Source organism: Aromatoleum sp. (genome assembly GCF_035254505.1).
Taxonomy (GTDB): Bacteria; Pseudomonadota; Gammaproteobacteria; order Burkholderiales; family Rhodocyclaceae; genus Aromatoleum.
Genome location: NZ_DATFAO010000096.1, coordinates 39,043 through 60,946 on the forward strand (window position 1 = coordinate 39,043; position 21,904 = coordinate 60,946).

A 21,904-nucleotide genomic window follows, 5' to 3' on the forward strand; every position below is an offset into this window, starting at 1 on the left:
TGCTCGCGAATCCGGAGGGTGTCATGACGCGCATCATCGATCGGCGTTTCGATAGCAAGAAGAAAAGCGCAGTAAACCGTCAGCGCTTCATGCGCCGGTTCAAGCAGCAAATCCGTCGTGCAGTGAATGACGCGATTCACGAGCGTTCGATCCGCGACCTCGACAATGGCGAACAGATCTCGATCCCGTCGAAGGATCTGAACGAACCGCAGTTCCAGCAGGGACGCGGCGGCGTCTGGGAACAGGTGTATTCCGGCAACGACCAGTTCGCGAGCGGGGACCTGATCAACCGCCCGATGGGGGGCAGCGGCGGCCGCGGACAGGGCAAGGCGAGCAACGAGGGCGAAGGCGAGGACGATTTCGTCTTTCACCTGTCGCGCGAGGAATTCCTCGACATCTTCTTCGACGATCTCGCGCTGCCGAACCTCGTCCGCACGCAGCTCGCTCGGATCTCGGACTACAAGACGCAACGCGCCGGCTTCACGTCCGACGGGTCGCCGATGAACATCAACATCGTGCGTTCGATGCGCGGCGCACTGGGCCGGCGCCTGGCGCTCGGGTCGCCATTTTCTGCGCGCTTGCGTGAATTGCAGCGGGAGCTCGACGAGGCGGTCGAACGCTTTGGCGAAGACAGTGACGAAGCGAAGGCCTTGCGAGAGGAAGTGGCCAAGGTCCGCGCAAAGATCGAGGCGATTCCCTTCATCGACAGTTTCGACCTGCGCTACAACAACCGTATCCGGGTGCCGAAGCCGAGCACGCAGGCGGTAATGTTCTGCGTGATGGACGTTTCGGGGTCGATGGACGAGGAAAAGAAGGCGACCGCAAAACGCTTCTTCATGCTCCTCTACCTCTTCCTCAACCGGACCTACGAGCACATCGAGGTGGTCTTCATCCGTCACCACACCGTCGCGAAGGAAGTCGATGAGGACGAGTTCTTCCACTCGCGCGAGTCGGGCGGGACGGTTGTCTCCAGTGCGCTGAAGATGATGCACGACATCATCGCCGAGCGTTACGCCGGCAGCAGCTGGAACGTCTATGGGGCGCAGGCTTCGGACGGCGACAACTGGGACAACGACTCGCCCGTATGCCGCGATCTGCTCGGATCCGGGATCCTCCCCTTCTGCCAGTATTTCGCTTACATCGAGATCACGCCGGGCGAACCGCAAAACCTCTGGCGCGAATACGAGAAACTGCAAGGCCAGCACAAGAACTTCGCCATGCAGAGAATCGAGGAGCCGGCGGACATCTATCCGGTATTTCGTGAACTCTTCAAGAAGAACCTCGTATGAAGCGCACATCGGTCAAGAAGAAGGAACGGGATCTGCCGGCCACGTCGGAATGGACTTTCGATGGGATCACCGCCTACCACAGGGAGATCGCGCGGGTCGCCGAAGAGTTCGGCCTGGACGCCTATCCGCCGCAAATCGAGATCATCACTGCCGAGCAGATGATGGACGCTTACGCGTCGGTGGGCATGCCGGTCAATTACCACCATTGGTCTTTCGGCAAGCATTTCCTGTCCACGGAAAAGAGCTACAAGCGCGGGCAGATGGGGTTGGCGTACGAGATCGTCATCAACTCGAATCCGTGCATCGCCTATCTGATGGAAGAGAACACGCTGATGATGCAGGCGCTGGTGATTGCGCATGCGGCATACGGCCACAACAGCTTCTTCAAGGGCAATTATCTCTTCCGGACATGGACCAATGCCGATGCGATCGTCGACTACCTGATCTTCGCGCGGAACTACATCGCCGAATGCGAGCAGCGGTATGGCGAGGAGGAAGTCGAACTGCTGCTCGACTCCTGCCACGCGCTGATGAATCTCGGCGTCGACCGCTACAAGCGCCCCCCCAAGCTTTCGCTGGCGAAGGAAAAGCAGCGCCAGTCCGAGCGTGCGGAATACCTCCAGAGCCAGGTGAATGAACTGTGGCGCACGCTTCCCATCCACGAAAGCAAGCCCGACCGGGCGCCGGCAGTGCGCTTTCCGCCTGAACCCGAAGAGAACCTCCTCTACTTCATCGAGAAGCACGCGCCCTTGCTCGAACCGTGGCAGCGCGAGGTCGTCCGCATCGTTCGGAAGGTCGCGCAGTATTTCTTCCCGCAACGCCAGACGCAGGTGATGAACGAGGGCTGGGCCTGTTTCTGGCACTACACGCTGATCAATCGCCTCTACGACGAAGGCCTGGTCGCCGACAGCTTCATGCTGGAATTCCTGCAGTCGCACACCAACGTGGTCTATCAGCCGGCGTACAACGAACGCTGGTACAACGGCATCAATCCCTACGCACTCGGCTTCGCGATGTGGCAGGACATCAAGCGCATCTGCGAAAACCCGACGGAGGAAGATCGCGCCTGGTTCCCGGACATCGCCGGCAGCGACTGGCGCGAGACCTTCGATTTTGCGATGAAGAACTTCAAGGACGAGAGTTTCATCGCGCAGTACCTGTCGCCGAAGATCATGCGCGATTTCCGGATGTTCTCGATCCTCGACGACGAACAGGAGCCCAAGCTGAAGGTGTCGGCGATCCACAACGAGTCGGGTTACCGCCGTGTCCGCGAAATTCTCTCCGACCAATACAACCTCGGAACGCGTGAGCCCAATATCCAGGTGTGGAACGTCGATCTGCGCGGCGACCGGTCACTGACCTTGCGCCATCAGCAGTATCGCAAGCGCCCTCTCGGTGGGCCGATCGACGAAGTGATGAAGCACCTTGCGCGGCTTTGGGGTTTCACCGTGAGGCTCGACACGCAACGCGAAGACGGCACGATCGAGCTGGTGCAAGAGACGCGCATCGAAAAGCGTCGTGGCAATTCCGACAACTGAATACCGCCGCAGGAGCAGGATGCCCAGCCTGCTCCGTCATCTGCTGCAGAAGTCGCCAAAAAGTTGCGGTCTGACGCGTAAAATCCGGACATCATGCGATCCGGAGAAATGATGTTTCCTCAAGCCCAACCGATCTACCCGGTGGCGGGAATTCGCACCATCGAAGCCCTCGTGGCACCCCACGCCCAACCTACGCTGATGGAACGCGCGGGCCGGGCATCGGCCGAGGAGGCGGTCCGCCTGACCCAGGACCGGGCAGGCCACACGCTGATCGCTTGCGGTCCGGGAAACAACGGCGGCGACGGCTTCGTCATGGCGCGGCGGCTGCTGCAGGCGGGGCGCCCCGTCACCGTCGCGTTTGCGGGCGACCCGGCCAAGCTCCCTCCCGACGCCGCGGCAGCGCTTACTGCCTGGCGCGCTGCCGGCGGAGAGACAGTGTCCGATTTCCCCGCGGCTCCTGCGAATGGGTGGGCGCTCGTCGTGGACGCGCTGTTCGGCATCGGACTGCGGCGCCCCGTCGAGGGGCGCTACGCCCAGTGGATCGCCAATCTGAATGCGCAGCCGGCGCCACGGCTCGCGATCGACATTCCGAGCGGACTCGACGCCGATACCGGCCGGATTCTTGGCAGCGTGTTTCGTGCCACTGCGACGCTGACCTTCCTCGCACTCAAGCCCGGACTTCTCACACTCGACGGCCCCGACATTTCGGGCGTCGTTCATGTCCACCGCCTCGACATCGATCCGCCCGCCTGGCTTCCGCCGATGGGCCTGCAGACTCAGCCGGCGCTTGTCCGTCCGTTCATGCGGCCGCGTCTGCAGAATACGCACAAGGGCACATACGGCGATGTGGGGATCATCGGGGGCGCGAGCGGCATGATCGGCGCCGCGCTGCTGGCAGGCCGTGCTGCGCTCAAGCTCGGCTGCGGTCGCGTGCTCATCGGGATGGTCGACGAGTGTGCACCGAGCGTCGATTTCAGTCAGCCCGAACTGATGCTGCAGAAGCCGGATGACGTTCTGGCGTACGCGTCGGTGCTCGCGGTGGGCCCCGGCCTTGGAAGCAGCGAGGAGGCGATTTCGATCCTCAACCGTGCGATCCGCAGCAACAAGCCGCTGATCCTCGACGCCGATGCGCTCAACCTCGTCGCCGCATCCCCACAGCTCCGCTCGCAGGTGGCAATCCGCACGGCGCCGACACTGATGACGCCCCACCCGGGCGAGGCTGGACGGCTGCTCGGCGCGGACACCGCCAGTGTCCAGGCGGACCGCGTCGCCGCCGCTCTGACGCTGGCCAGTACTTATCGCGCGCTCGTCGTGCTGAAGGGAAGCGGCAGCGTGCTGACGAATCCCGACGGCCGCTGGCTGATCAACAGCACGGGACATCCGGGCATGGCAAGCGCAGGCATGGGTGACGTACTGACCGGCTTGATCGCGAGTCTCGTCGCCCAGGGCTGGAATCCGGAGTCGGCATTGATCGCGGGCGTTCATCTGCACGGCGCCGCGGCCGACCGGCTCGCGCGCGAGGGCATCGGCCCGATCGGGCTCACCGCAGGCGAGGTCGTCGAGGCCTCGCGCGGCGTCTTCAATGGTTGGATCGCGCAGGCGGCAAAGATTCGTTGAATTTCGCATGCGAATGCAATGCGATCCGCGCCCCCGCTCTCTGCTAGACTTGCCGCAACAGAATATGTAACAGAGTCATGCCGCGAATCAGCGTCGATCGCTTACAGCCGGGCGTCTTTGTGTCGCTGTCCGACCTCGGATGGATGGGACACCCGTTCCTGCTGAACCGTTTCTGCCTCTCCAGCCTGCAACAGGTGCACGCCTTGCGGGAGATGGGTATTGCGGAAGTGGAATGGGATCCGGCGCGCAGCACCGCTGAGCCGCTGCCCGAACAGCCGACGGGCGCCGCCGCGCTGCCGGAAGAGGATTTCGGCAACGCCGCGCTCGCGGACATGCAGGATCAGAAACGGGTGCGCCTCGAACGCGTGCGTCAGCAGCGCGAAGGTCTGGCGCGGCGCGAACGACTGTTCGAGCAGCAGGCGGTCGCGGCGGGCGACATCTTCCGCTCGGTGCTCGCGCGCCCTCAGGACGCCCATCGGCACGCAACGGCGCTGGTCGGGGGACTGGTGCAGAACCTGATGGGCGCCGACAGCATGGTCATCCACCTGGTGAGCCAGAAGAGCCGCGAAGGGGGACTCGCCTTCCATGCGCTGAATGTGATGGCGCTTTCGTTGATGCTGGGCAAGACGCTGAAGCTTTCCGAGGAGGAGATGCAGCACCTCGGCCTGGGCGCCCTGCTCCATGACATCGGCAAGCAGGACATCCCTCCCCGAATCCTGCGCACAACGAAGCGGACCGGGCCCGAAGAGGAGTTCTATCGCGCCCACGTCGGCTACGGCATCAAGACCTTGAGCGGCATGCGCGAGTTGCCGGTCTCCGTACGCAACGTGATCGCCTGCCATCATGAGTACTTCGACGGCTCGGGATTTCCGAACCGCATCGCTGGCGAGAAGATCCCGAAACTCGCTCGTATCGCCGCAATTGCCGATCGATACGACAACCTGTGCAATCCCTTCGAGCTCAAGGAAGCGAAGGCCCCGGCCGAAGCCTTGCGACAGATGTTCCGCACCGAAAGTGGCCGCTACGACGCCGGGATGGTGCAGTTGTTCATCAAGACGCTGGGGGTCTATCCGCCCGGGACCTTCGTCTCGCTTTCGAACGGCAGCATCGGCATGGTGGTGGAGACCAACCCGTCTGATCTTCTCCATCCACTGGTGATGCTTTACGACGTGGGAATCCCCCGCTCCGAGGCACTGCTTGTGGATCTGCGAGATGCCGATCTCAAAGTCGAAACCGCACTCAGTCCGGCGAAGCTCCCGATCGAGACCGTCGAATACCTCTCCCCGCGCGGCCGGCTCGACTATTTCGTCGAAGGAAACAAGAAATAGCCCGAGGCTAGTGGTAGCCGCTTTGTCCGGGGATCGGGGCACGCCGGATGCGCAGATCCGCCAGCAGGCCGATCTCCCAGACCGATTCAGTCGCGCCCGACCGAGTCACCGTCAGCTTCCTTTCAGTCGCCTCCTCCCGTCCCTCCAAGCGTGGATGCCACGCGCGGACCACGTATTCTCCCTGGGGAAGGTCGGCGAGCACGGCCTTGCCGTCAGCCCCCGTCTTCGCGAAGTAAGGACTTTCGGAGACGTAGATATAACCGATCATCCAGTCGTGAATATTGCAGCCGAGGATGACGACACCGGGCTTTTCGAATAGGACCGGCGTCGCCGGCGTGCCCGTATAGAGGGGTAACTCGAAGGTCTTGGCGGGCGAAAACGAGTAGACGTGGTGGCGGATGTTGTCGCGGTTCGGGAAATTGACGGAGCTGCCGACCTGGATCGGCAACACGTAGGGCACGAATTCCTTGTTGATCTGATCGACGACCATCGACGAAACCGGACCGCCTGTCGCTGCTGGCATGGGCGTCGCCGGCAGCGCGACGATCACCGCGTCGGCGACGCCCTTTCCAGTCTTGTCCCGCACCTTGGCCTGGATATCGCCAGCAAGGAGCTCGCCAGCGCCGAGGCTCGACAGCAAGGCTACCCAAGCACAGCTTGCCCGCATTCGACCCATCCGAGATTTGCTCTTCATGGCCTTCAGAACTGATGGAGGTAAATGGCGCGAACGATGTTCGCCTGATAGTCGACACCGCCTTCGGCACGGCTGTCGATGTATTCATACCCCACGGTAAACGACGAGCGGTCATTGATCAGCCTGCTGACGCCAAGACTCGCGCCGCGCGTGATCGCCTTCATCTTATACGCATACCGATCTCCTCCGAATACCGGGTCTTCGGCGATTGCGCTCGAAACGAGAAAGATGGGCAGGTTGCGCATCGTGGTCGAGACGACGTCGCCGTTTCGGATCGTATAGGCGGCGGACAATACGTAGTCCGAACTGAGCGTGTAGTCACCGCCGAGCGTGAAGTTGCGGCTGGTCAGATCGAAGACATCGGCGGGGACGGTCGGAAGCAGCCGATCGAGGACGTAGTCGGACTTGCGCCGCTCGAACTCATAGGTGGCGGTCAGTCCCAGCCGTTCGGTGAGCCGCTTGCCGACCCCGAGCTGAGCCGAGTACAACCAGCCATCGCGCCCGTCGTGGCGGTATTCCAGACGTGTCGCCGAGATCGACGCCCGCGCTTCCGGCGCCAGCGGCCCGAGTCCGAACTTGTGGCGATAGGCGACTCCTACGCCGGCATCGACATGGTCGAGTCCCGAATACTGACGGTAGCCGGTAGCGGAAAGCGTCATGGTCAGCGTGAGGCGGCCGTTATCCGTCACCTGATAACCGTGCCCGCCTTCGGCCGTTACGGCTACGGCCATATCGGACTTGATGTCGCGCTTCAACTGCCCCCGTGGCAGGTTGTCGTCGAAGCGCAGCTCGAGCTCGGTTTCGTCCAACCAACCTGCCTGTGCAACGCACGCTGCGCACGTCAGCAACGGGACGAAGGTCCAGCGGATTCCTGTCATGTGACGCCCTCCCCAGCCCCCGGTTGTCGCGCCGCCACTTGTCCTTCCGCCCCACGGAGCGCGAACCACTCGTGGACTTCGGCGAAGGGCACCGGTTTGGAGATATGGTAGCCCTGCACGACATCGCAGCCCAGTCCCTCTAGCAGCGCTAGACTGTCGGCGGACTCGACCCCCTCCCCAACCACGCGCAAGCCCATGTTGTGGGCGAGATCGATGACCGAGCGCACGATCATCAGGTCGTCCTTGTCGGTCGCCATGTTCGCGATAAAGGATCGATCGATCTTGAGTTCGGAGATTGGAAGCTTCTTGATCAGCGCGAGCGAGGAATAACCGCTCCCGAAATCGTCGATGGAAAGCTGAAATCCCGTCGCCCTCAACTCGGCGGCCGTCTCGAGCGCACGGACGGGGTCGTCCATGATCGCGCTCTCGGTGATCTCGATCACGAACCACGAGGGCTGGGCACCGTGACGCGCCAATAGCTCGCGGACGTGTTCGCCGATTTCGGCATTCAACAGATCGCGCACCGAAAAATTGATCGAGGCAGTGACCTCGAGTCCCTGCTGCCGCCAGCGGACGACGTCTGCAAAGACCCGGTTCATCACCCAGCAGGTGATTTCCCGGATGAAACCTGTCTGCTCGCCGAAGGGAATGAATTCGGCAGGAAGCACGAAGCCGTGGACGGGATGCTGCCAGCGCAGCAAGGCCTCGACCTGTCGTACCGTACGGTCTTGCAGATCGAGCCGCGGCTGGTAATGCAGCACGAACTCGTCCCGCTCGATCGCTTGGCGCAGTTCGCTGGACAAGGACAGCCGCGAGTCGATTTCCGGCTCCATCTTGAGCCGGGGGTCGAACGCCGCGGAGCCGAGGTGCCGCCGCTTGGCGTAGTACATCGCCGCGTCGGCCCGGCTCATGAGCACGTTCATTTCGTCGGCATGTTCCGGGAAACAGGCCAGACCAATGCTGCCCTCGACGTCGAGCATGCGGCCTTCGAAAGACACGGGATCCTCCAGCGACAGGAGGATGCGGCGCGCAACGTCCTCCGCCATTTCCTTCGTCGCCGCGGGCAGCAGCACCGCGAATTCGTCGCCGCCGAGTCGCGCCACGGTGTCCGACGCGCGCAGCAGCGCGCCCCGAAGGCGCGTCGCAACCTCGCGCAGGAGCAGATCGCCTACGTGATGCCCGAGCGTATCGTTGACCTCCTTGAAGCGGTTCAAGTCGATCAGCATGACGCTCACCGGATGGCCCAGGCGTCGTGCAACACCGATTGCCTGGTTCAGGCGATCGTTGAACAGCGCGCGATTGGGAAGGCCCGTCAGCGCGTCGTGATAGGCCATCGCCTTGATCTGCTGCTCGCGCGAAAAGATCGCGAGCCGCATGTTGTCGAATGCGGAGGCTAGTTCGCCCAGTTCGTCGGCTCCGGTCTCGGGCGGCCCCTGGTCGTACTCGCCGCGTTCGAGCCGGCGCGCAAAGGCGACGAGCGAGGTGACCGGGCGCGAAATGCTGCGAGCGATCATCAGGCTTCCGACAATCGTTCCGGCCAAACTAAGGCCGGCGAGGACCAGCAAGGTCACGCGCAGCGAGGCGAAGTGCGCGACGGAATCCGCGAGCGAGCGCTGCAGTATGGCCACCACGCTGCCCTCCTGCCCCGTGGCGAGGGAAGACACCGATACGACGTAGTCTTCACCCGAGAGATCGCTCAGGCCAGCGGCAAGGCTGTCGGGCCGATATTGGGCCAATGCGGACAGCAAGCGCCCTCGGGGCGCAAACGGCATCGTGCTGCCAACGATCTCCCAGCCGCTAGTCGGACGCCAAGCTGCGAAGGACACGTCAAGTGATGTCAGCAGGCCGAGTTCACCGGCAAGAGCGGCATCGATGCGAAACCCGAGCACGGCCCAGGCCACGGGCACCGGCGCGAGCACCGGGACAATGACCAGCTGGAACACGCCGCCGTCCAGCACCTTGATCGCAGACGCGCTGCCCTTTTCGGCCGCCTCGGCAATCAGCTCCGGGAACGCGAACGGTCTGCCGATGTGTGCCTCGGCGCCGGCCGAAGCGTCGGCTAGCACTTTCTGATCGGGGGCCACCAGGATCATCTTTTCGGCACTGATGCGTGCGCCGTGGTTGGCGAGCGCCGATGCGACCGTGGGACTGTCGCCGGTCATCAAGGCCTGACGGAAGGCGAAATCCGAGGTCAGGATGCTTGCCGAATCGACAAGGCGCCGCGAGCGATCTTCCAGCAGGCGGAGGAAGATCCGGTCGCCGACCTGGATCTCCTCGTAGATCTTCCGCAGCGCATTGGCGTGGATGGATTTGTCGATGACGACGAAGATGACGAGCTGGATCGCGATCAGCAGCAAGGCGACGAAGACGATCATCTGGTGGGCGACGACGCGCGCCAAGCTTCCGCGTCGCGTGGCGACACCGACAACTAGCGCCCGGACCCTGCCGAGAAAATCCAATATCGTCACCGCTGCTTGCGTCCAAGTCTCCGAAGCGCCCGAGATTGCGCGCCCGATGGTCGAATCCGCCTGCCTCCGCCTTGACCGGAGCTGCTTTGTAACAGGATACAACCGACCAGCGACGGATACACGTATCTGCCCTGCTGCCACAGGAAAATTAACCGCTTCCGGCTAGCGAATACCGAGGCCACGCGGTCGCAGTTTCAGGAAACCGGTCGCGAGCCCGGTCCCGCCAAGGATCACAGCGCAGCCCGCGATCATGTTCGACGTGACCGCTTCCCCCAGAAGCAGGGCGCCCCACAACATTCCGAATACCGGGATAAGAAAGGTCACGGCAATCGCGCGGGCCGGACCGATCTGGGCGATGAGTCGGAAATACAGCACGTAGGCGACACCGGTGCAGCCCACGGCCAATAGGATCACTGCCAGCCACGCCTCGCGGCCCGGATCGCCCGCCGGCCACAACCACACGGCGAAGGGCGCGAGCAACAGCGCTGCGTAGAGCTGACTTCCCGTCGCGATGGCCATCGGATCGACACCGGTCAGATAGCGCTTGGTGAAATTCGCCGCAATCCCATAGTTGAGCGTTGCGCCGAGGCAGGCGAGCACGGCCCAGCCAGAGCCTCCGGCACGAAACGAGGCCTTGCCCCACACCAGCAGCACCACGCCCAGGAGACCCAGCAGCAGCCCGGCCATCGACGTCGGAGACAGCCTGTCCTTCAGCCACAACCACGCCACGAGCGCCGCAAAAAGCGGCGAAGTGGCGTTCACGATCGAAGCAAAGCCCGCCGTCACCGACAAGGACGCCCACGCGTACAGCACGAACGGAAGCGCCGAATTCGTGAGACCGACGAACAAGAGCGAGCCGGCCCGTTCTCTTAACAATCGAGTGTGCCCGCGCCACGCAAGCACCGGCAGCAACACCAGCGCGGCAAGGCCGACCCGCAGTTCGATCAAGGGAACCGGCCCGAACTGCGGCGCGGCGATACGCATGAACAGGAAAGAGCCACCCCACAGCGCGGCGAGGATCAACATTTCCGAAAAATCGCGGGTCTTCAACGGGGGCCGTCCGTGTGGAAACTCGATGACAGCGCAATCGTGCCAGATTCACCCCAGCGATGGGGCCGAACGGCTAAAATTCCACCTTTGCCAGATACAGACACGTCCTCATGAAACTCTCCCAGCAACTTCGCATCGAGATCCAGCGCAATGTCGCGAGCTCACTCGCCGAGGACGTCGGCACGGGCGACCTGACGGCCCGTCTCATCCCAACCGAAACCGACGCGCGCGGTCGCGTCATTACTCGCGAAGAAGCGGTGATCTGCGGAACGGCCTGGTTCGACGCCACTTTCGCAGCGCTCAGTCCGTCCGCGACGATCATTTGGCACGTGCGTGACGGCGAGCGCGTGAGCGCCGGGCAGGTGCTGTGCGATGTCGTCGCCGGCGCCCGCGTGCTGCTGACTGCCGAACGCACCGCCCTGAATTTCCTGCAGTTGCTCTCAGCGACCGCGACCGTGACACGGCGTTTCGTCGACGCGGTGGCCGGCACCGGCGCGAAGATCGTCGACACACGCAAGACACTTCCCGGACTTCGGCTGGCGCAGAAATATGCAGTCGCGGTCGGCGGCGGTGCGAACCACCGCATCGGCCTCTACGACGGCATCCTGATCAAGGAAAATCACATCATCGCGGCCGGCAGCATCGCCAAGGTGATGGAACAGGCCCGCACGATCGCACCGTCGAATGTCTTCATCGAAGTCGAAGTCGAAACGCTCGACGAATTGGAAGAGGCCCTCGCCGCCGACGCCAAGATGGTCCTCCTCGACAACATGAGTCTCGAGCAGATGCGCAAGGCCGTCGAAATCACGGCGGGCCGCGCCGAACTTGAAGCGTCGGGCGGCGTGAACCTGGAAAAGGTTCGCGCGATCGCCGAGACCGGCGTGAACCGTATCTCGATCGGCAGCCTCACTAAGGATGTACGCGCGCTGGATCTGTCTCTGCGCCACGTCGAGGAATAGGCCCCCCGAAAATTCGACGCCCCCGGAATTTCTCCACGGGGGCGTCGGATCGGAACCTGAATGCGTCCGGTGGGGCGCCTGCCGTTTACCCAGCGACGTGCCGGACGACGAACTGCTTCACTGCGGCAACGTCCGGCGCCATCACTTCGACGCGCTGCGGCAAGGCCTCGATGCCTTCCAGCTGTGCGGGCCGCTCCGGTTCGCGTCCCAGGGCCTCGCGGATCGTCTCGGCGAATTTCACCGGCAGCGCCGTTTCCAGCACCAGCAGCGGCACTCCGGCAGGCACGCTTCCGGCGCAATCCCACGCCACCTTCACGCCGTCCGCAGTGTGCGTATCGATCATCGCACCGTACTGCTCGAACACTTGGCGGATCGTCGCCAGACGGTCGGCGTGCGAGCTGCGCCCGGACGTGAAACCGAAGTTGCCGAGGCGCGAAAACTCGGCGGACTGCGACAGGTCGAAGCTGCCACCCGCGTCGACGGACTTCCACAGCTCGGCGACTTTCGCCGGATCGCGGCCGACGAGGTCGAAGATGAAGCGTTCGAAGTTCGATGCCTTGGAAATGTCCATCGAGGGACTCGACGTGACGTGCGTCTCCGCCGCCCTGCGCGGACGATACACCCCAGTGCGGAAGAACTCGTCGAGCACGTCGTTCTCGTTCGTCGCGAGGATCAGACGCGAGATCGGCAGGCCCATCTGGCGCGCGATGTGGCCCGCGCAGATGTTGCCGAAATTGCCCGAGGGCACGCAGAAGGCAACTTGCTGGTCGTTCGACGTGGTACCGGCGAAATAGCCCTTGAAGTAATAGACGATCTGCGCCGCGACGCGCGCCCAATTGATCGAATTGACCGCGCCGATCTTGTACTTGGCCTTGAACTCGGCGTCGTTGGACACCGCCTTCACGATGTCCTGGGCGTCATCGAACATGCCCGTGACAGCGATGTTGTAGATGTTCTCGTCCTGCAGCGAGTACATCTGCGCGCGCTGGAACGCGCTCATCTTGCCGTGCGGCGACAGCATGAACACGCGCACGCCGTGCTTGCCGCGCATCGCATATTCCGCAGCGGAGCCGGTGTCGCCGGAGGTCGCGCCGAGGATGTTGATCTGCTCGCTTCGCTTGTCGAGGACGTACTCGAACAGGTTGCCGAGCAGCTGCATCGCCATGTCCTTGAATGCCAGCGTGGGGCCGTTCGACAGCTCAAGCAACCCGAAGCGCCCCTTCTCCAGCCAGTGCACGGGCGTGATGTCGGCCGCGTTGTCGCCCGGACGCGCGAAGCAGTAGACGTCGGCAGTGTAGGTCTTGTCGCAGATCGCCTTCAGGTCGGCGGCCGGAATGTCGGTGATGAACTTCGACAGGATTTCGAACGCCAGCTCGGCATAGGACAGGCCGCGCCAGGCATCGAGCTCGGCGCGCGAGACCTGCGGATAGCTTTCCGGCAGATAGAGGCCGCCGTCGGGCGCGAGACCGCCGAGCAGGATGTCGCAAAATTCGGGGCGAGCGGCATGGCCGCGGGTCGACAGGTACTTCACTGAATCTTCCTTCAACTGTGCGGGGACGTTCCCCGTGGGGAAGCCGGGCGGCGTCCGGCCGAAGCCCGGCGCACCGTCCGGTCAGGCATGACGATTACTGCAGGCTTTCCATGCGCAGGCGGACGATCTTGCCGGAGACCACCGGAAGCGCCTCGATGCTCGCGATCGCGGCGTTGGCGTTCTTCTCCAGCGTGGAGTGCGTCAGCATGATGATATCGGTCTGCGAGGCGCCTTCGGCCGCTTCCTTCTGCAGCAATGCCTCGATCGAGATGTCGCTGTCGGCGAGGATGCCCGTGATGTCCGCAAGCACGCCCGGCTTGTCGTCGACGCGCATGCGCAGGTAGTAGGAAGTCTCGACCTCTTCGATCGGCAGGACCTTCATGTCGCGCACTTGGTCCGGCTGGAACGCGAGGTGCGGCACACGGTGCTCGGGATCGGCGGTATGCAGGCGGGTGACGTCGACGAGGTCGGCGATCACGGCCGAAGCGGTCGGCTCGGCGCCGGCACCCTTGCCATAGTACAGGGTCGTGCCGACGGCGTCGCCATAGACCATCACTGCGTTCATCGCGCCTTCGACGTTGGCGATCAGGCGCTTGGCCGGGATCAGGGTCGGATGCACGCGAAGCTCGACGCCGGTTTCGCGCATCTTCGCGATGCCCAGCAGCTTGATGCGGTAGCCGAGTTGTTCGGCGTAGGTGATGTCCTCGGCTTCGAGCTTGGTGATGCCTTCGACGTAGGCCGCCTCGAACTGCATCGGCACCCCGAACGCGATCGCGCTCATGATCGTCGCCTTGTGCGCTGCATCGACGCCTTCGATGTCGAAGGTCGGGTCGGCTTCGGCATAACCCAGCGCCTGCGCTTCCTTGAGCACGTCGGCGAAGGGCAGACCCTTGTCGCGCATTTCCGACAGGATGAAGTTCGTCGTGCCGTTGATGATGCCGGCGAGCCACTGGATGCGGTTCGCGGATAGGCCTTCGCGCAGCGCCTTGATGATGGGGATGCCACCGGCAACGGCGGCCTCGAACGCGACCATCACGCCCTTCTTCTGCGCGGCGGCGAAGATCTCATTGCCGTGTACCGCGAGCAGTGCCTTGTTGGCGGTGACGACGTGCTTGCCGTTCTCGATCGCCTTCAGCACCAGCTCACGCGCGACGCCGTAGCCGCCGATCAGTTCGACGACGATGTCGATTTCCGGATCCGCAACGACCGAGAACGCGTCGTCGGTCAGCTTGACGCCTTCACCGGCAACCTTGCGGGCGAGCTCCAGATTCTTGTCGGCCACGGTGGTAATCCGAATCGGGCGACCGGCGCGACGAGTAATTTCTTCCTCGTTGCGCTTCAGAACGGTGAACGTACCGCCGCCGACGGTACCAATGCCCAGCAGGCCAACATTGATCGCTTTCATAAGAGCTCGTTGAGTAGTGAAACGTGGTTGAAACGGTGCAGCATTCAGGTGCCGTGACGCTTGCGGTAATGCTCGAGGAAGCGTGCTATACGGCCGATCGCGTCGCGCAGGTCGTCCTCGTGCGGCAGGAACACCAGCCGGAAGTGGTCGGGATGCGGCCAGTTGAAGCCGGTGCCCTGCACGAGCAACACGCGCTCGGCCTCCAGCAGCTCCGTGATGAAGGCCTGGTCGTCCTCGATCGGATAGATCTTCGGATCGAGCCGCGGGAACATGTACAGCGTCGCCTTCGGTTTCACGCAGCTGACGCCCGGAATCGCGGTGATCAGCTCGTGCGCGAGATCGCGCTGGCGGCGCATCCGGCCGCCCTCATTCACCAGGTCATCGATGCTCTGGTAGCCGCCCAGCGCGGTCTGGATTGCGTACTGGCCGGGGACGTTCGCGCACAGCCGCATCGAGGCAAGCATGTTGAGCCCTTCGATGTAGTCCTGTGCGTTACGCTTGTCGCCGCATACGACCATCCAGCCGGCGCGGTAGCCGCAGGAACGGTAGTTCTTCGACAGGCCGTTGAAGACCATCGTCAGCACGTCTTCCGACAGCGAGGCGAGCGACGTGTGCCTCTCGCCGTCGTACAGCACCTTGTCGTAGACCTCGTCCGCATACAGGATCAGCCCATGCTCGCGCGCAATCTCGACGATGCCGCGCAGGATATGGTCCGGGTACAGTGCGCCGGTCGGGTTGTTCGGGTTGATGACGACGATCGCGCGCGTGTTGGGCGTGATGCGTGCGCGCATGTCCTCGAGGTCGGGGAGCCAGCCCTCGGCCTCGTTGCACAGGTAATGCACGGGCGTGCCGCCGGAAAGGCTCACCGCGGCCGTCCATAGCGGATAGTCCGGTGCCGGCACCAGCACTTCGTCGCCGACGTTGAGCAGCGCGTTCATCGCCATCACGATCAGCTCGGACACACCGTTGCCGATGTAGATATCCTCGATATCCACACCCTTGATCTGCTTCTGCTGCGTGTAGTGCATGATCGCCTTGCGCGCGGCGAAGATGCCCTTGGAATCGGAGTAGCCCGCCGAATTCGGCAGATTCCGGATCATGTCCATCTGAATTTCTTCGGGAGCGTCGAAACCGAACGCGGCGAGGTTGCCGATGTTCAGCTTCATGATCTTGTGCCCCTCGTCTTCCATCTGCTTGGCGCGGGTCAGAACCGGGCCGCGGATGTCGTAGCAGACGTTTGCGAGCTTGGCGGACTTGCGGACCACGGCGCCGGCACGCGCCGCTTCCGGCGCAGAATGCGTTTCGGGTAAAGGGGAAGCCACCCTCAGCTTGGGCTCGACGCTCATCGCAGTACGTCCTTTCTTTCGCATTATCGACACTCCGCACCGCGCCATCGACGCGCCGGGATACTTGTCCACAGCACCGGACCCGGAGAAAGCATCGGGTGGGCCGGGAATCCAAAAGAAGGTATCTTATCCAACCCTGTACCCCCCGGCAATTTCGCCGCCCAAGCCGCACGCCATGAAACTGAATCTCGACGTCAATCCGAACCTCAACCTCGTGACGGGGTATGGGGCTGACCACCTCATGATCAACAAGGTCCGCCATGACGGAAACCTGGTGGTGACGACCGATCGCATCGTCACCGGATGGGCGCAAGGCGGATTCGACGCACTTCGGCCCGAGGACTTCGAAGCCGTTCGCGCGCTGCAGGTCGAAATCGTGATCATCGGCACCGGCGCCCGCCAGCGCTTCCCGCGTCCCCAGATCATGCGCCCGCTGATCGACGCGCGTGTCGGGTTCGAGGTCATGGACTTCGCCGCGGCCTGCCGCACCTACAACATACTGGCATCGGAAGGACGATCGGTCGCCGCCGCCCTGCTCTTCGATCCCGCCTGAATCCGGCAAAACGTCGCATTCGCGCGTCAATCGCACGCCGGCCGATTGTCAGCCGGCCGCGTCCTCCGCTACGCTGCGCATATGTCCTTATGCCGGAGATGCGATGACAGCCGACAGCACGCCCAGTCCCGACTTCGAACTCCCTGCAACAGGCGGCCAATCCGTGTCGCTTGCCGGCTTGCGCGGCCGGAAAGTGGTGTTGTACTTCTACCCCAAGGACAACACGCCCGGCTGCACGAACGAAACGATCGATTTCCGCGACCACTACGAGGCCCTCCACGCGGCCGACTGCGCCGTGTTCGGCATCTCGCGCGACAGCCTCAAATCGCATGAAAACTTCAAGGCCAAGCTCGGCCTGCCCTTCGAACTGACTTCGGATACGGAGGAACTCGCCTGCAACGCCTTCGGCGTGATCAAGATGAAGAACATGTACGGCAAGCAGGTCCGCGGCATCGAACGCAGCACCTTCGTGATCGGTGTCGACGGCCGCATCCTGCGCGAATGGCGTGGCGTGAAGGTTCCGAACCACGCCAAGGACGTGCTGCAGTTCGTACAGAGTCTCTAAGAAACCCGGCCGAAACGGCCGTCACCGAGGTCAATACGGAGGTTCACCTCATGGTCAAGCGCGCGCCCAGCTCAACGAAGACCAAACTCTTTGTCCTCGACACCAACGTGCTGATGCACGATCCGACCAGCCTGTTCCGCTTCGAGGAGCACGACGTCTACGTGCCGATCATGACGCTGGAGGAACTCGACAACAACAAGAAGGGCATGTCGGAAGTCGCGCGCAACGCGCGCCAGGCCAGCCGAACGCTTGATGAAGTCGTCACCTCCGGCGAGCACGACATCGCGACCGGGATCGATCTGGCGGCGCCCTCGCACGATCTCGCGACCGGCAAGCTCTTCCTGCAGACGGAGGCGATCAACGTGCAGTTGCCGGCTGCACTCCCCACCGCCAAGGGCGACAACCAGATTCTCGGCGTGATGATGCATCTGGCCGAACGCGCTCCCAAGCGTCCGGTGATCCTCGTCTCCAAGGACATCAACATGCGCATCAAGGCCCGCGCGCTGGGCCTCGACGCGCAGGACTACTTCAACGACAAGGTTCTCGAGGACACCGACCTCCTCTACACCGGCTGGACGGAGCTGCCCATCGACTTCTGGGACAAGCACGCCAAGGACATGAAGTCCTGGAAGGAGAACGGGCACACCTACTACCAGGTCGAAGGTCCGATGAGCACCGACCTGATGGTCAACGAGTTCATCTACCAGGACGGCGAGAATCCGCTCAACGCCTGGGTGAAGGAACGCAACGGCCGCAGCGTGCTGATCGAGACTGTCACCGACTACGCGCACAACAAGAACAACGTTTGGGGGATCACGGCGCGCAACCGTGAGCAGAACTTCGCGTTGAACCTGCTGATGAACCCCGAGATCGACTTCGTCACCCTGCTCGGCCAGGCCGGCACCGGCAAGACGCTGTTGACGCTCGCCGCGGGCCTGACCCAAGTCCTCGAGACCAAGCGCTACTCCGAAATCATCATGACGCGCGTCACGGTGCCGGTCGGCGAGGATATCGGCTTCCTGCCGGGCACCGAGGAAGAGAAGATGGCACCGTGGATGGGGGCGCTTGAGGACAACCTCGACGTCCTCAACGGGACCACCGGTGAAGGCGGTGACTGGGGCCGTGCGGCGACGCGCGACCTGATCCGCTCGCGCATCAAGGTGAAGAGCCTCAACTTCATGCGCGGACGCACCTTCATCAACAAGTTCCTGATCATCGACGAAGCGCAGAACCTGACGCCGAAGCAGATGAAGACCTTGATCACGCGCGCCGGGCCCGGCACCAAAGTCGTATGTCTGGGCAACATCGCGCAAATCGATACGCCCTACCTCACGGAGGGCAGCTCGGGCCTCACCTTCGTCGTCGATCGCTTCAAGAGCTGGCCGCACTCCGGCCACATCACCTTGCAACGGGGCGAACGCTCGCGCTTGGCGGACCACGCAGCCGAAGTCCTGTAGCCGCACGCGAGTTCAACGGGGCGTCCGGGATATCCACGCCCCGTAGCGAAACATTGTTACAGGTCATACTGTACCGGGGGTAAGCGTCCTATAATAAAAAGGTTTTTTGCCAGAAAACCTTTTAATGACCGCCACTGCCCCCGAGATGCTGGTCGGAGCCAGCGCCGAGTTTCTCAAGCGCTTTTCACCGTTCAACCGGATGGAAGCGGACGCGCTCGAGTTTCTCGCGGAGCGCGCGGTCCTCGCCTTCCACCCCAAGGGCCGGGAAATCCTGACGCCCGAAATGGGGCAGCCGACACACTTCCACATCGTGCAGCGCGGCCAGGTCCAGGCAAGACAGTCCGGTCCGACGAGCGTCACCGACTACACGATGATGACGCTGGGCCCCGGCGAATGCTTCCCGATCGGCGCAATCTCGGCGCAGCGTCCATCGACGAATGCCTACGTCGCGGCCGAGGACAGCTTCGTCTTCCAGATTCCCGCGGAAGATTTCCTGGCGCTCATGCAGATGAGTTCGGTCTTCCACCTCTTCTGCACGCAGTACATCGCGAGCCTGCTCAGCCAGTCGCGCCAACAGCTGCAGACCACGTTCTCGCAGCGCGCGGCCGAGCAGCAGACGATGACGACGCTGCTGGGGCAGCTCGTCAAGAGCGATCCCGTCTTCGTCACGCCCGACGCGACGATCCGCTCTGCGCTCGAGAAGATGGCCGAACGACACATCGGCTGCATCGTCATCGTCGACGGCGAGCGGCGTCCGGTCGGCATCCTCACGCAGAGCGACCTGCTGCCGCGCGTGGTGCTTCCCGGCATCGACCTCACCCGCTCCATCCGCGACGTGATGACCCAAGCGCCGCACGTGATGTCGGCGACCGCGTCGGCCTATGACGCCGCACTCGACATGGCGACGCATGGCGTGCGGCACCTGCTCGTCATCGATAGCGAAGAGCGCCTCAAAGGCGTCGTGTCCGAACGCGACCTCTTCACGCTACAGCGCATCAGCCTGCGCCAGATCCGCGCGAGCATCGAGGGCGCCGCGGACATCGAAGCGCTGAAGGGGGCGAGCCGCGACATCCGCCAGCTCGCGCTGAACCTGATCGCCCAGGGGATCGGCGCGGAGCAGCTCACGCAATTCATCTCGGCACTCAACGATGTGCTGACCCGCCGCATCATCGACCTCGCCGTCGCCAAGCACGCACTCTACGGCGTCGATTACGCTTGGCTCGCCTTCGGCTCCGAGGGCCGGCACGAGCAGACGCTGTCGTCGGACCAGGATAACGGCATCATCTTCGAGGTCCCCGAAGGCGGCGACGGCGCGACGTTGAAGCGGCGGCTGATGGTGTTCGCGGGCGATGTGAACGACGACCTTGCTGCCTGCGGTTTCCCGCTGTGCAAGGGCGGCATCATGGCCCGCAACGCCGACCTCTGTCTGACGCTGGACGAATGGAAAGGCCGCTTCGGCGACTGGATCCGCGAACCGGATCCGCAGGCGCTGCTCAACGCATCGATCTTCTTCGATTTCCGCGTCCTGTGCGGCAACGAGCGGCTCGGGGATCAGTTGCGCAGCTGGCTCAATCGCTCCGCGCGTTCGAACACGGCCTTCCTGCGCATGATGGCTGCGAACGCGCTGCAGGTTGCGCCCCCGCTCGGCCGCATCCGCGATTTCGTCGTCGAGGATGACGGCACGATCGACCTGAAGAAATTCGGCACGCGGCTTTTCGTGGACGCCGCACGCATCCTCGCGCTACGCGCCGAGGTCGGCTCCAGCAGCACGGTCCAGCGCCTGCGCCAGGCAGGCGCGAAGATCGGCGTGGCGGCCGAAGAGCTCGCAGCGCTGATCGACGGCTTCCACTTCATACAGTTGCTGCGCCTGCGCTCGCAGCATCTCGATACCGAGCACGACGCGCCGGGCGACAACCGCATTAACCCGGACAACCTGAACGAACTGGACCGCCGCATCCTGAAGGAAGCGTTCCGACAGGCCCGCAAGCTGCAGCTGCGGCTGAAGCTCGATTACCAGCTATGAACTGGCTCACTCGCCTGCTCGGCAACCGCCCCGACCTCGAATCGCTCGACGCGCTGTCGCGTGACGCCATCCTGCGCTGGCAGGCGCTTCCGCAGCCGGACCTCGGGAAGCCGCAGTTCGAAACCCGCTATGTCGTGTTGAACACCGAAGCGACCGGCCTCGATGTCGACCACGACCGGCTGCTCGCGGTCGGCGCAATCGCGATCGACGGCGCCTTGCTGTCTCCTCGCGACAGCTATTACGCAACACTGAACCCGGATCCGGCCAAGGCGCTTGCCGAACTGCTGACGTTTACCGGGAACGGGCCGGCCGTCGTTTATAATGCTGGGTTTAACCGCACGTTGATCGAGCGGGCGCTGGCAGAACATCTGGGCGTCGAGCCCGAATGGTGCTGGCTCGATCTGTACTGGCTGCTCCCCAGCCTTTTCGAAGAGCACATCGACAGGCCTGCCCGGCTTGGCGACTGGATGAAAGTCTTCGGCATCGAAACCTTTCAGCGTCACCACGCGCTCGGCGACGCGTGGGTGATCGCCCAGCTCATGCTCGCCGCACAATCCCGTGCCCTCCAGGCAGGCACATCTTCCGCACGCAGCCTGGCCGACCTTGAACGCAACCGGCGGCAATTGAGCCGCCAGCCATGACCAGACGGGAGTTGATATTGACCCGCTTTTCCAATCTAACCCTCACCCTGGCCTCCCTGGCCCTGTCACTTTCACTCGCAATTTCGCCCGCTGCAGACGCAGCTGAAACATCGCAGCAAACCGTCACCCAAAGCGCTCTCCAGTCCATCGAGGGCTACAGTAGCGCGGTCCAGAATCTCGTCAACGAGGGCATGGACTATCTCGGGATCCGCTACCGCTTCGGCGGTAATTCGCCAGAAACAGGCCTCGACTGCAGCGGCCTAGTCCAGAACGTCTTCCGCAACGCACTCGGCCTCGATCTTCCTCGCGCAGCGCACGATATGGCGCGCCTCGGCGAGAAGGTGGGCATGCAGGATTTGAAGCCGGGCGATCTGGTCTTCTTCAATACGATGCGCCGAGCGTTTTCGCACGTCGGAATCTATCTCGGCGACGGTCGCTTCCTCCATGCGCCCCATCGCGGCGCCGAGGTGCGCATCGAGGACATGGACAAGACCTACTGGCTGAAACGCTTCAACGGTGGCCGTCGCCTGCTGCAGGACGGAACGGGGACCGAATAAGCCTT

At 63.2% G+C, this 21,904-nt stretch carries 18 protein-coding genes; 11 read left to right on the forward strand and 7 right to left on the reverse strand.

The genetic code is table 11. The features are described 5' to 3' along the window. Positions 1-23 precede the first annotated feature (23 nt). The 4 genes from VJ673_RS20965 to VJ673_RS20980 all read left to right on the forward strand — a co-directional run bounded on the left by VJ673_RS20965 (position 24) and on the right by VJ673_RS20980 (position 5,772). On the forward strand, positions 24-1,289 hold the full coding sequence (locus VJ673_RS20965; protein ID WP_324128112.1) for a YeaH/YhbH family protein: 1,266 nt from the start codon (positions 24-26) through the stop codon (positions 1,287-1,289). Then, positions 1,286-2,827 (forward strand): SpoVR family protein, encoded by a 1,542-nt coding sequence (locus tag VJ673_RS20970; RefSeq protein WP_324128113.1) that lies wholly within the window; start codon positions 1,286-1,288, stop codon positions 2,825-2,827. Before VJ673_RS20965 ends, VJ673_RS20970 begins: the two co-directional genes overlap by 4 nt. 111 nt (positions 2,828-2,938) lie before the next feature. Further along, complete coding sequence (locus VJ673_RS20975; protein WP_324128219.1) at positions 2,939-4,444, forward strand: NAD(P)H-hydrate dehydratase; 1,506 nt, start codon at positions 2,939-2,941, stop codon at positions 4,442-4,444. A 77-nt stretch (positions 4,445-4,521) separates the two neighbouring features. Beyond that, positions 4,522-5,772, forward strand: a complete 1,251-nt coding sequence (locus VJ673_RS20980) for an HD-GYP domain-containing protein (protein ID WP_324128114.1) — start codon at positions 4,522-4,524, stop codon at positions 5,770-5,772. A gap of 7 nt (positions 5,773-5,779) precedes the next feature. Here the strand turns inward: VJ673_RS20980 and VJ673_RS20985 are convergent, their stop codons facing one another. The 4 genes from VJ673_RS20985 to VJ673_RS21000 form a co-directional block, all read right to left on the reverse strand. Beyond that, a complete protein-coding gene (locus VJ673_RS20985; protein WP_324128115.1) occupies positions 5,780-6,439 on the reverse strand; it encodes a methylamine utilization protein in 660 nt (219 codons plus the stop codon). A gap of 32 nt (positions 6,440-6,471) precedes the next feature. Beyond that, complete coding sequence (locus VJ673_RS20990) at positions 6,472-7,344, reverse strand: hypothetical protein (protein WP_324128116.1); 873 nt, start codon at positions 7,342-7,344, stop codon at positions 6,472-6,474. Continuing rightward, positions 7,341-9,743, reverse strand: coding sequence for a putative bifunctional diguanylate cyclase/phosphodiesterase (locus tag VJ673_RS20995; RefSeq protein WP_324128117.1), 2,403 nt, complete (start codon positions 9,741-9,743; stop codon positions 7,341-7,343). The genes VJ673_RS20990 and VJ673_RS20995 overlap by 4 nt, the downstream gene beginning before the upstream one ends. Before the next feature lie 231 nt (positions 9,744-9,974). Then, positions 9,975-10,862 (reverse strand): DMT family transporter, encoded by an 888-nt coding sequence (locus tag VJ673_RS21000; protein WP_324128118.1) that lies wholly within the window; start codon positions 10,860-10,862, stop codon positions 9,975-9,977. Positions 10,863-10,972: 110 nt separating this feature from the next. On the opposite strand from VJ673_RS21000, the gene nadC reads away from it, so the two are divergent. Then, the gene (gene nadC / locus VJ673_RS21005; RefSeq protein ID WP_324128119.1) at positions 10,973-11,821 is read left to right on the forward strand and encodes a carboxylating nicotinate-nucleotide diphosphorylase; all 849 of its coding nucleotides are present in this window, start codon (positions 10,973-10,975) and stop codon (positions 11,819-11,821) included. A gap of 85 nt (positions 11,822-11,906) precedes the next feature. Here nadC and thrC read toward each other — a convergent pair whose 3' ends face one another. The 3 genes from thrC to VJ673_RS21020 all read right to left on the reverse strand — a co-directional run bounded on the left by thrC (position 11,907) and on the right by VJ673_RS21020 (position 16,103). After that, on the reverse strand, positions 11,907-13,352 hold the full coding sequence (thrC, locus tag VJ673_RS21010; RefSeq protein WP_324128120.1) for a threonine synthase: 1,446 nt from the start codon (positions 13,350-13,352) through the stop codon (positions 11,907-11,909). 94 nt (positions 13,353-13,446) lie between these two features. Then, entirely contained in the window at positions 13,447-14,757 is a 1,311-nt protein-coding gene (locus VJ673_RS21015) for a homoserine dehydrogenase (RefSeq protein WP_324128121.1), read from the reverse strand. 44 nt (positions 14,758-14,801) lie between these two features. Further along, complete coding sequence (locus tag VJ673_RS21020) at positions 14,802-16,103, reverse strand: pyridoxal phosphate-dependent aminotransferase (protein WP_324128220.1); 1,302 nt, start codon at positions 16,101-16,103, stop codon at positions 14,802-14,804. Between the two features lie 175 nt (positions 16,104-16,278). On the opposite strand from VJ673_RS21020, the gene VJ673_RS21025 reads away from it, so the two are divergent. The 6 genes from VJ673_RS21025 to VJ673_RS21050 all read left to right on the forward strand — a co-directional run bounded on the left by VJ673_RS21025 (position 16,279) and on the right by VJ673_RS21050 (position 21,899). Then, the gene (locus tag VJ673_RS21025; protein ID WP_324128122.1) at positions 16,279-16,656 is read left to right on the forward strand and encodes an Mth938-like domain-containing protein; all 378 of its coding nucleotides are present in this window, start codon (positions 16,279-16,281) and stop codon (positions 16,654-16,656) included. 103 nt (positions 16,657-16,759) lie between these two features. After that, positions 16,760-17,221 (forward strand): peroxiredoxin, encoded by a 462-nt coding sequence (locus VJ673_RS21030; protein ID WP_324128123.1) that lies wholly within the window; start codon positions 16,760-16,762, stop codon positions 17,219-17,221. A gap of 50 nt (positions 17,222-17,271) precedes the next feature. Next, the gene (locus tag VJ673_RS21035; protein WP_324128124.1) at positions 17,272-18,678 is read left to right on the forward strand and encodes a PhoH family protein; all 1,407 of its coding nucleotides are present in this window, start codon (positions 17,272-17,274) and stop codon (positions 18,676-18,678) included. Between the two features lie 124 nt (positions 18,679-18,802). Next, positions 18,803-20,701 (forward strand): DUF294 nucleotidyltransferase-like domain-containing protein, encoded by a 1,899-nt coding sequence (locus VJ673_RS21040; protein WP_324128125.1) that lies wholly within the window; start codon positions 18,803-18,805, stop codon positions 20,699-20,701. After that, positions 20,698-21,342, forward strand: coding sequence for a 3'-5' exonuclease (locus tag VJ673_RS21045; protein WP_324128126.1), 645 nt, complete (start codon positions 20,698-20,700; stop codon positions 21,340-21,342). The genes VJ673_RS21040 and VJ673_RS21045 overlap by 4 nt, the downstream gene beginning before the upstream one ends. Continuing rightward, positions 21,339-21,899: a C40 family peptidase gene (locus VJ673_RS21050; RefSeq protein WP_414635679.1), complete on the forward strand. Its 561-nt coding sequence runs from the start codon at positions 21,339-21,341 to the stop codon at positions 21,897-21,899. The genes VJ673_RS21045 and VJ673_RS21050 overlap by 4 nt, the downstream gene beginning before the upstream one ends. The last annotated feature ends 5 nt before the right edge of the window (positions 21,900-21,904 follow it).

What these genes read in the sequence shown, in the direction of transcription:
- VJ673_RS20965 (WP_324128112.1), top strand. Translation starts at nt 24, where the DNA reads ATGACGCGCATCATCGATCGGCGTTTCGATAGCAAGAAGAAAAGCGCA.
- VJ673_RS20970 (WP_324128113.1), top strand. Translation starts at nt 1,286, where the DNA reads ATGAAGCGCACATCGGTCAAGAAGAAGGAACGGGATCTGCCGGCCACG.
- VJ673_RS20975 (WP_324128219.1), top strand. Translation starts at nt 2,939, where the DNA reads ATGTTTCCTCAAGCCCAACCGATCTACCCGGTGGCGGGAATTCGCACC.
- VJ673_RS20980 (WP_324128114.1), top strand. Translation starts at nt 4,522, where the DNA reads ATGCCGCGAATCAGCGTCGATCGCTTACAGCCGGGCGTCTTTGTGTCG.
- VJ673_RS20985 (WP_324128115.1), bottom strand. Translation starts at nt 6,439, where the DNA reads ATGCGGGCAAGCTGTGCTTGGGTAGCCTTGCTGTCGAGCCTCGGCGCT.
- VJ673_RS20990 (WP_324128116.1), bottom strand. Translation starts at nt 7,344, where the DNA reads ATGACAGGAATCCGCTGGACCTTCGTCCCGTTGCTGACGTGCGCAGCG.
- nadC (WP_324128119.1), top strand. Translation starts at nt 10,973, where the DNA reads ATGAAACTCTCCCAGCAACTTCGCATCGAGATCCAGCGCAATGTCGCG.
- VJ673_RS21015 (WP_324128121.1), bottom strand. Translation starts at nt 14,757, where the DNA reads ATGAAAGCGATCAATGTTGGCCTGCTGGGCATTGGTACCGTCGGCGGC.
- VJ673_RS21020 (WP_324128220.1), bottom strand. Translation starts at nt 16,103, where the DNA reads ATGAGCGTCGAGCCCAAGCTGAGGGTGGCTTCCCCTTTACCCGAAACG.
- VJ673_RS21025 (WP_324128122.1), top strand. Translation starts at nt 16,279, where the DNA reads ATGAAACTGAATCTCGACGTCAATCCGAACCTCAACCTCGTGACGGGG.
- VJ673_RS21030 (WP_324128123.1), top strand. Translation starts at nt 16,760, where the DNA reads ATGACAGCCGACAGCACGCCCAGTCCCGACTTCGAACTCCCTGCAACA.
- VJ673_RS21035 (WP_324128124.1), top strand. Translation starts at nt 17,272, where the DNA reads ATGGTCAAGCGCGCGCCCAGCTCAACGAAGACCAAACTCTTTGTCCTC.
- VJ673_RS21040 (WP_324128125.1), top strand. Translation starts at nt 18,803, where the DNA reads ATGACCGCCACTGCCCCCGAGATGCTGGTCGGAGCCAGCGCCGAGTTT.
- VJ673_RS21045 (WP_324128126.1), top strand. Translation starts at nt 20,698, where the DNA reads ATGAACTGGCTCACTCGCCTGCTCGGCAACCGCCCCGACCTCGAATCG.
- VJ673_RS21050 (WP_414635679.1), top strand. Translation starts at nt 21,339, where the DNA reads ATGACCAGACGGGAGTTGATATTGACCCGCTTTTCCAATCTAACCCTC.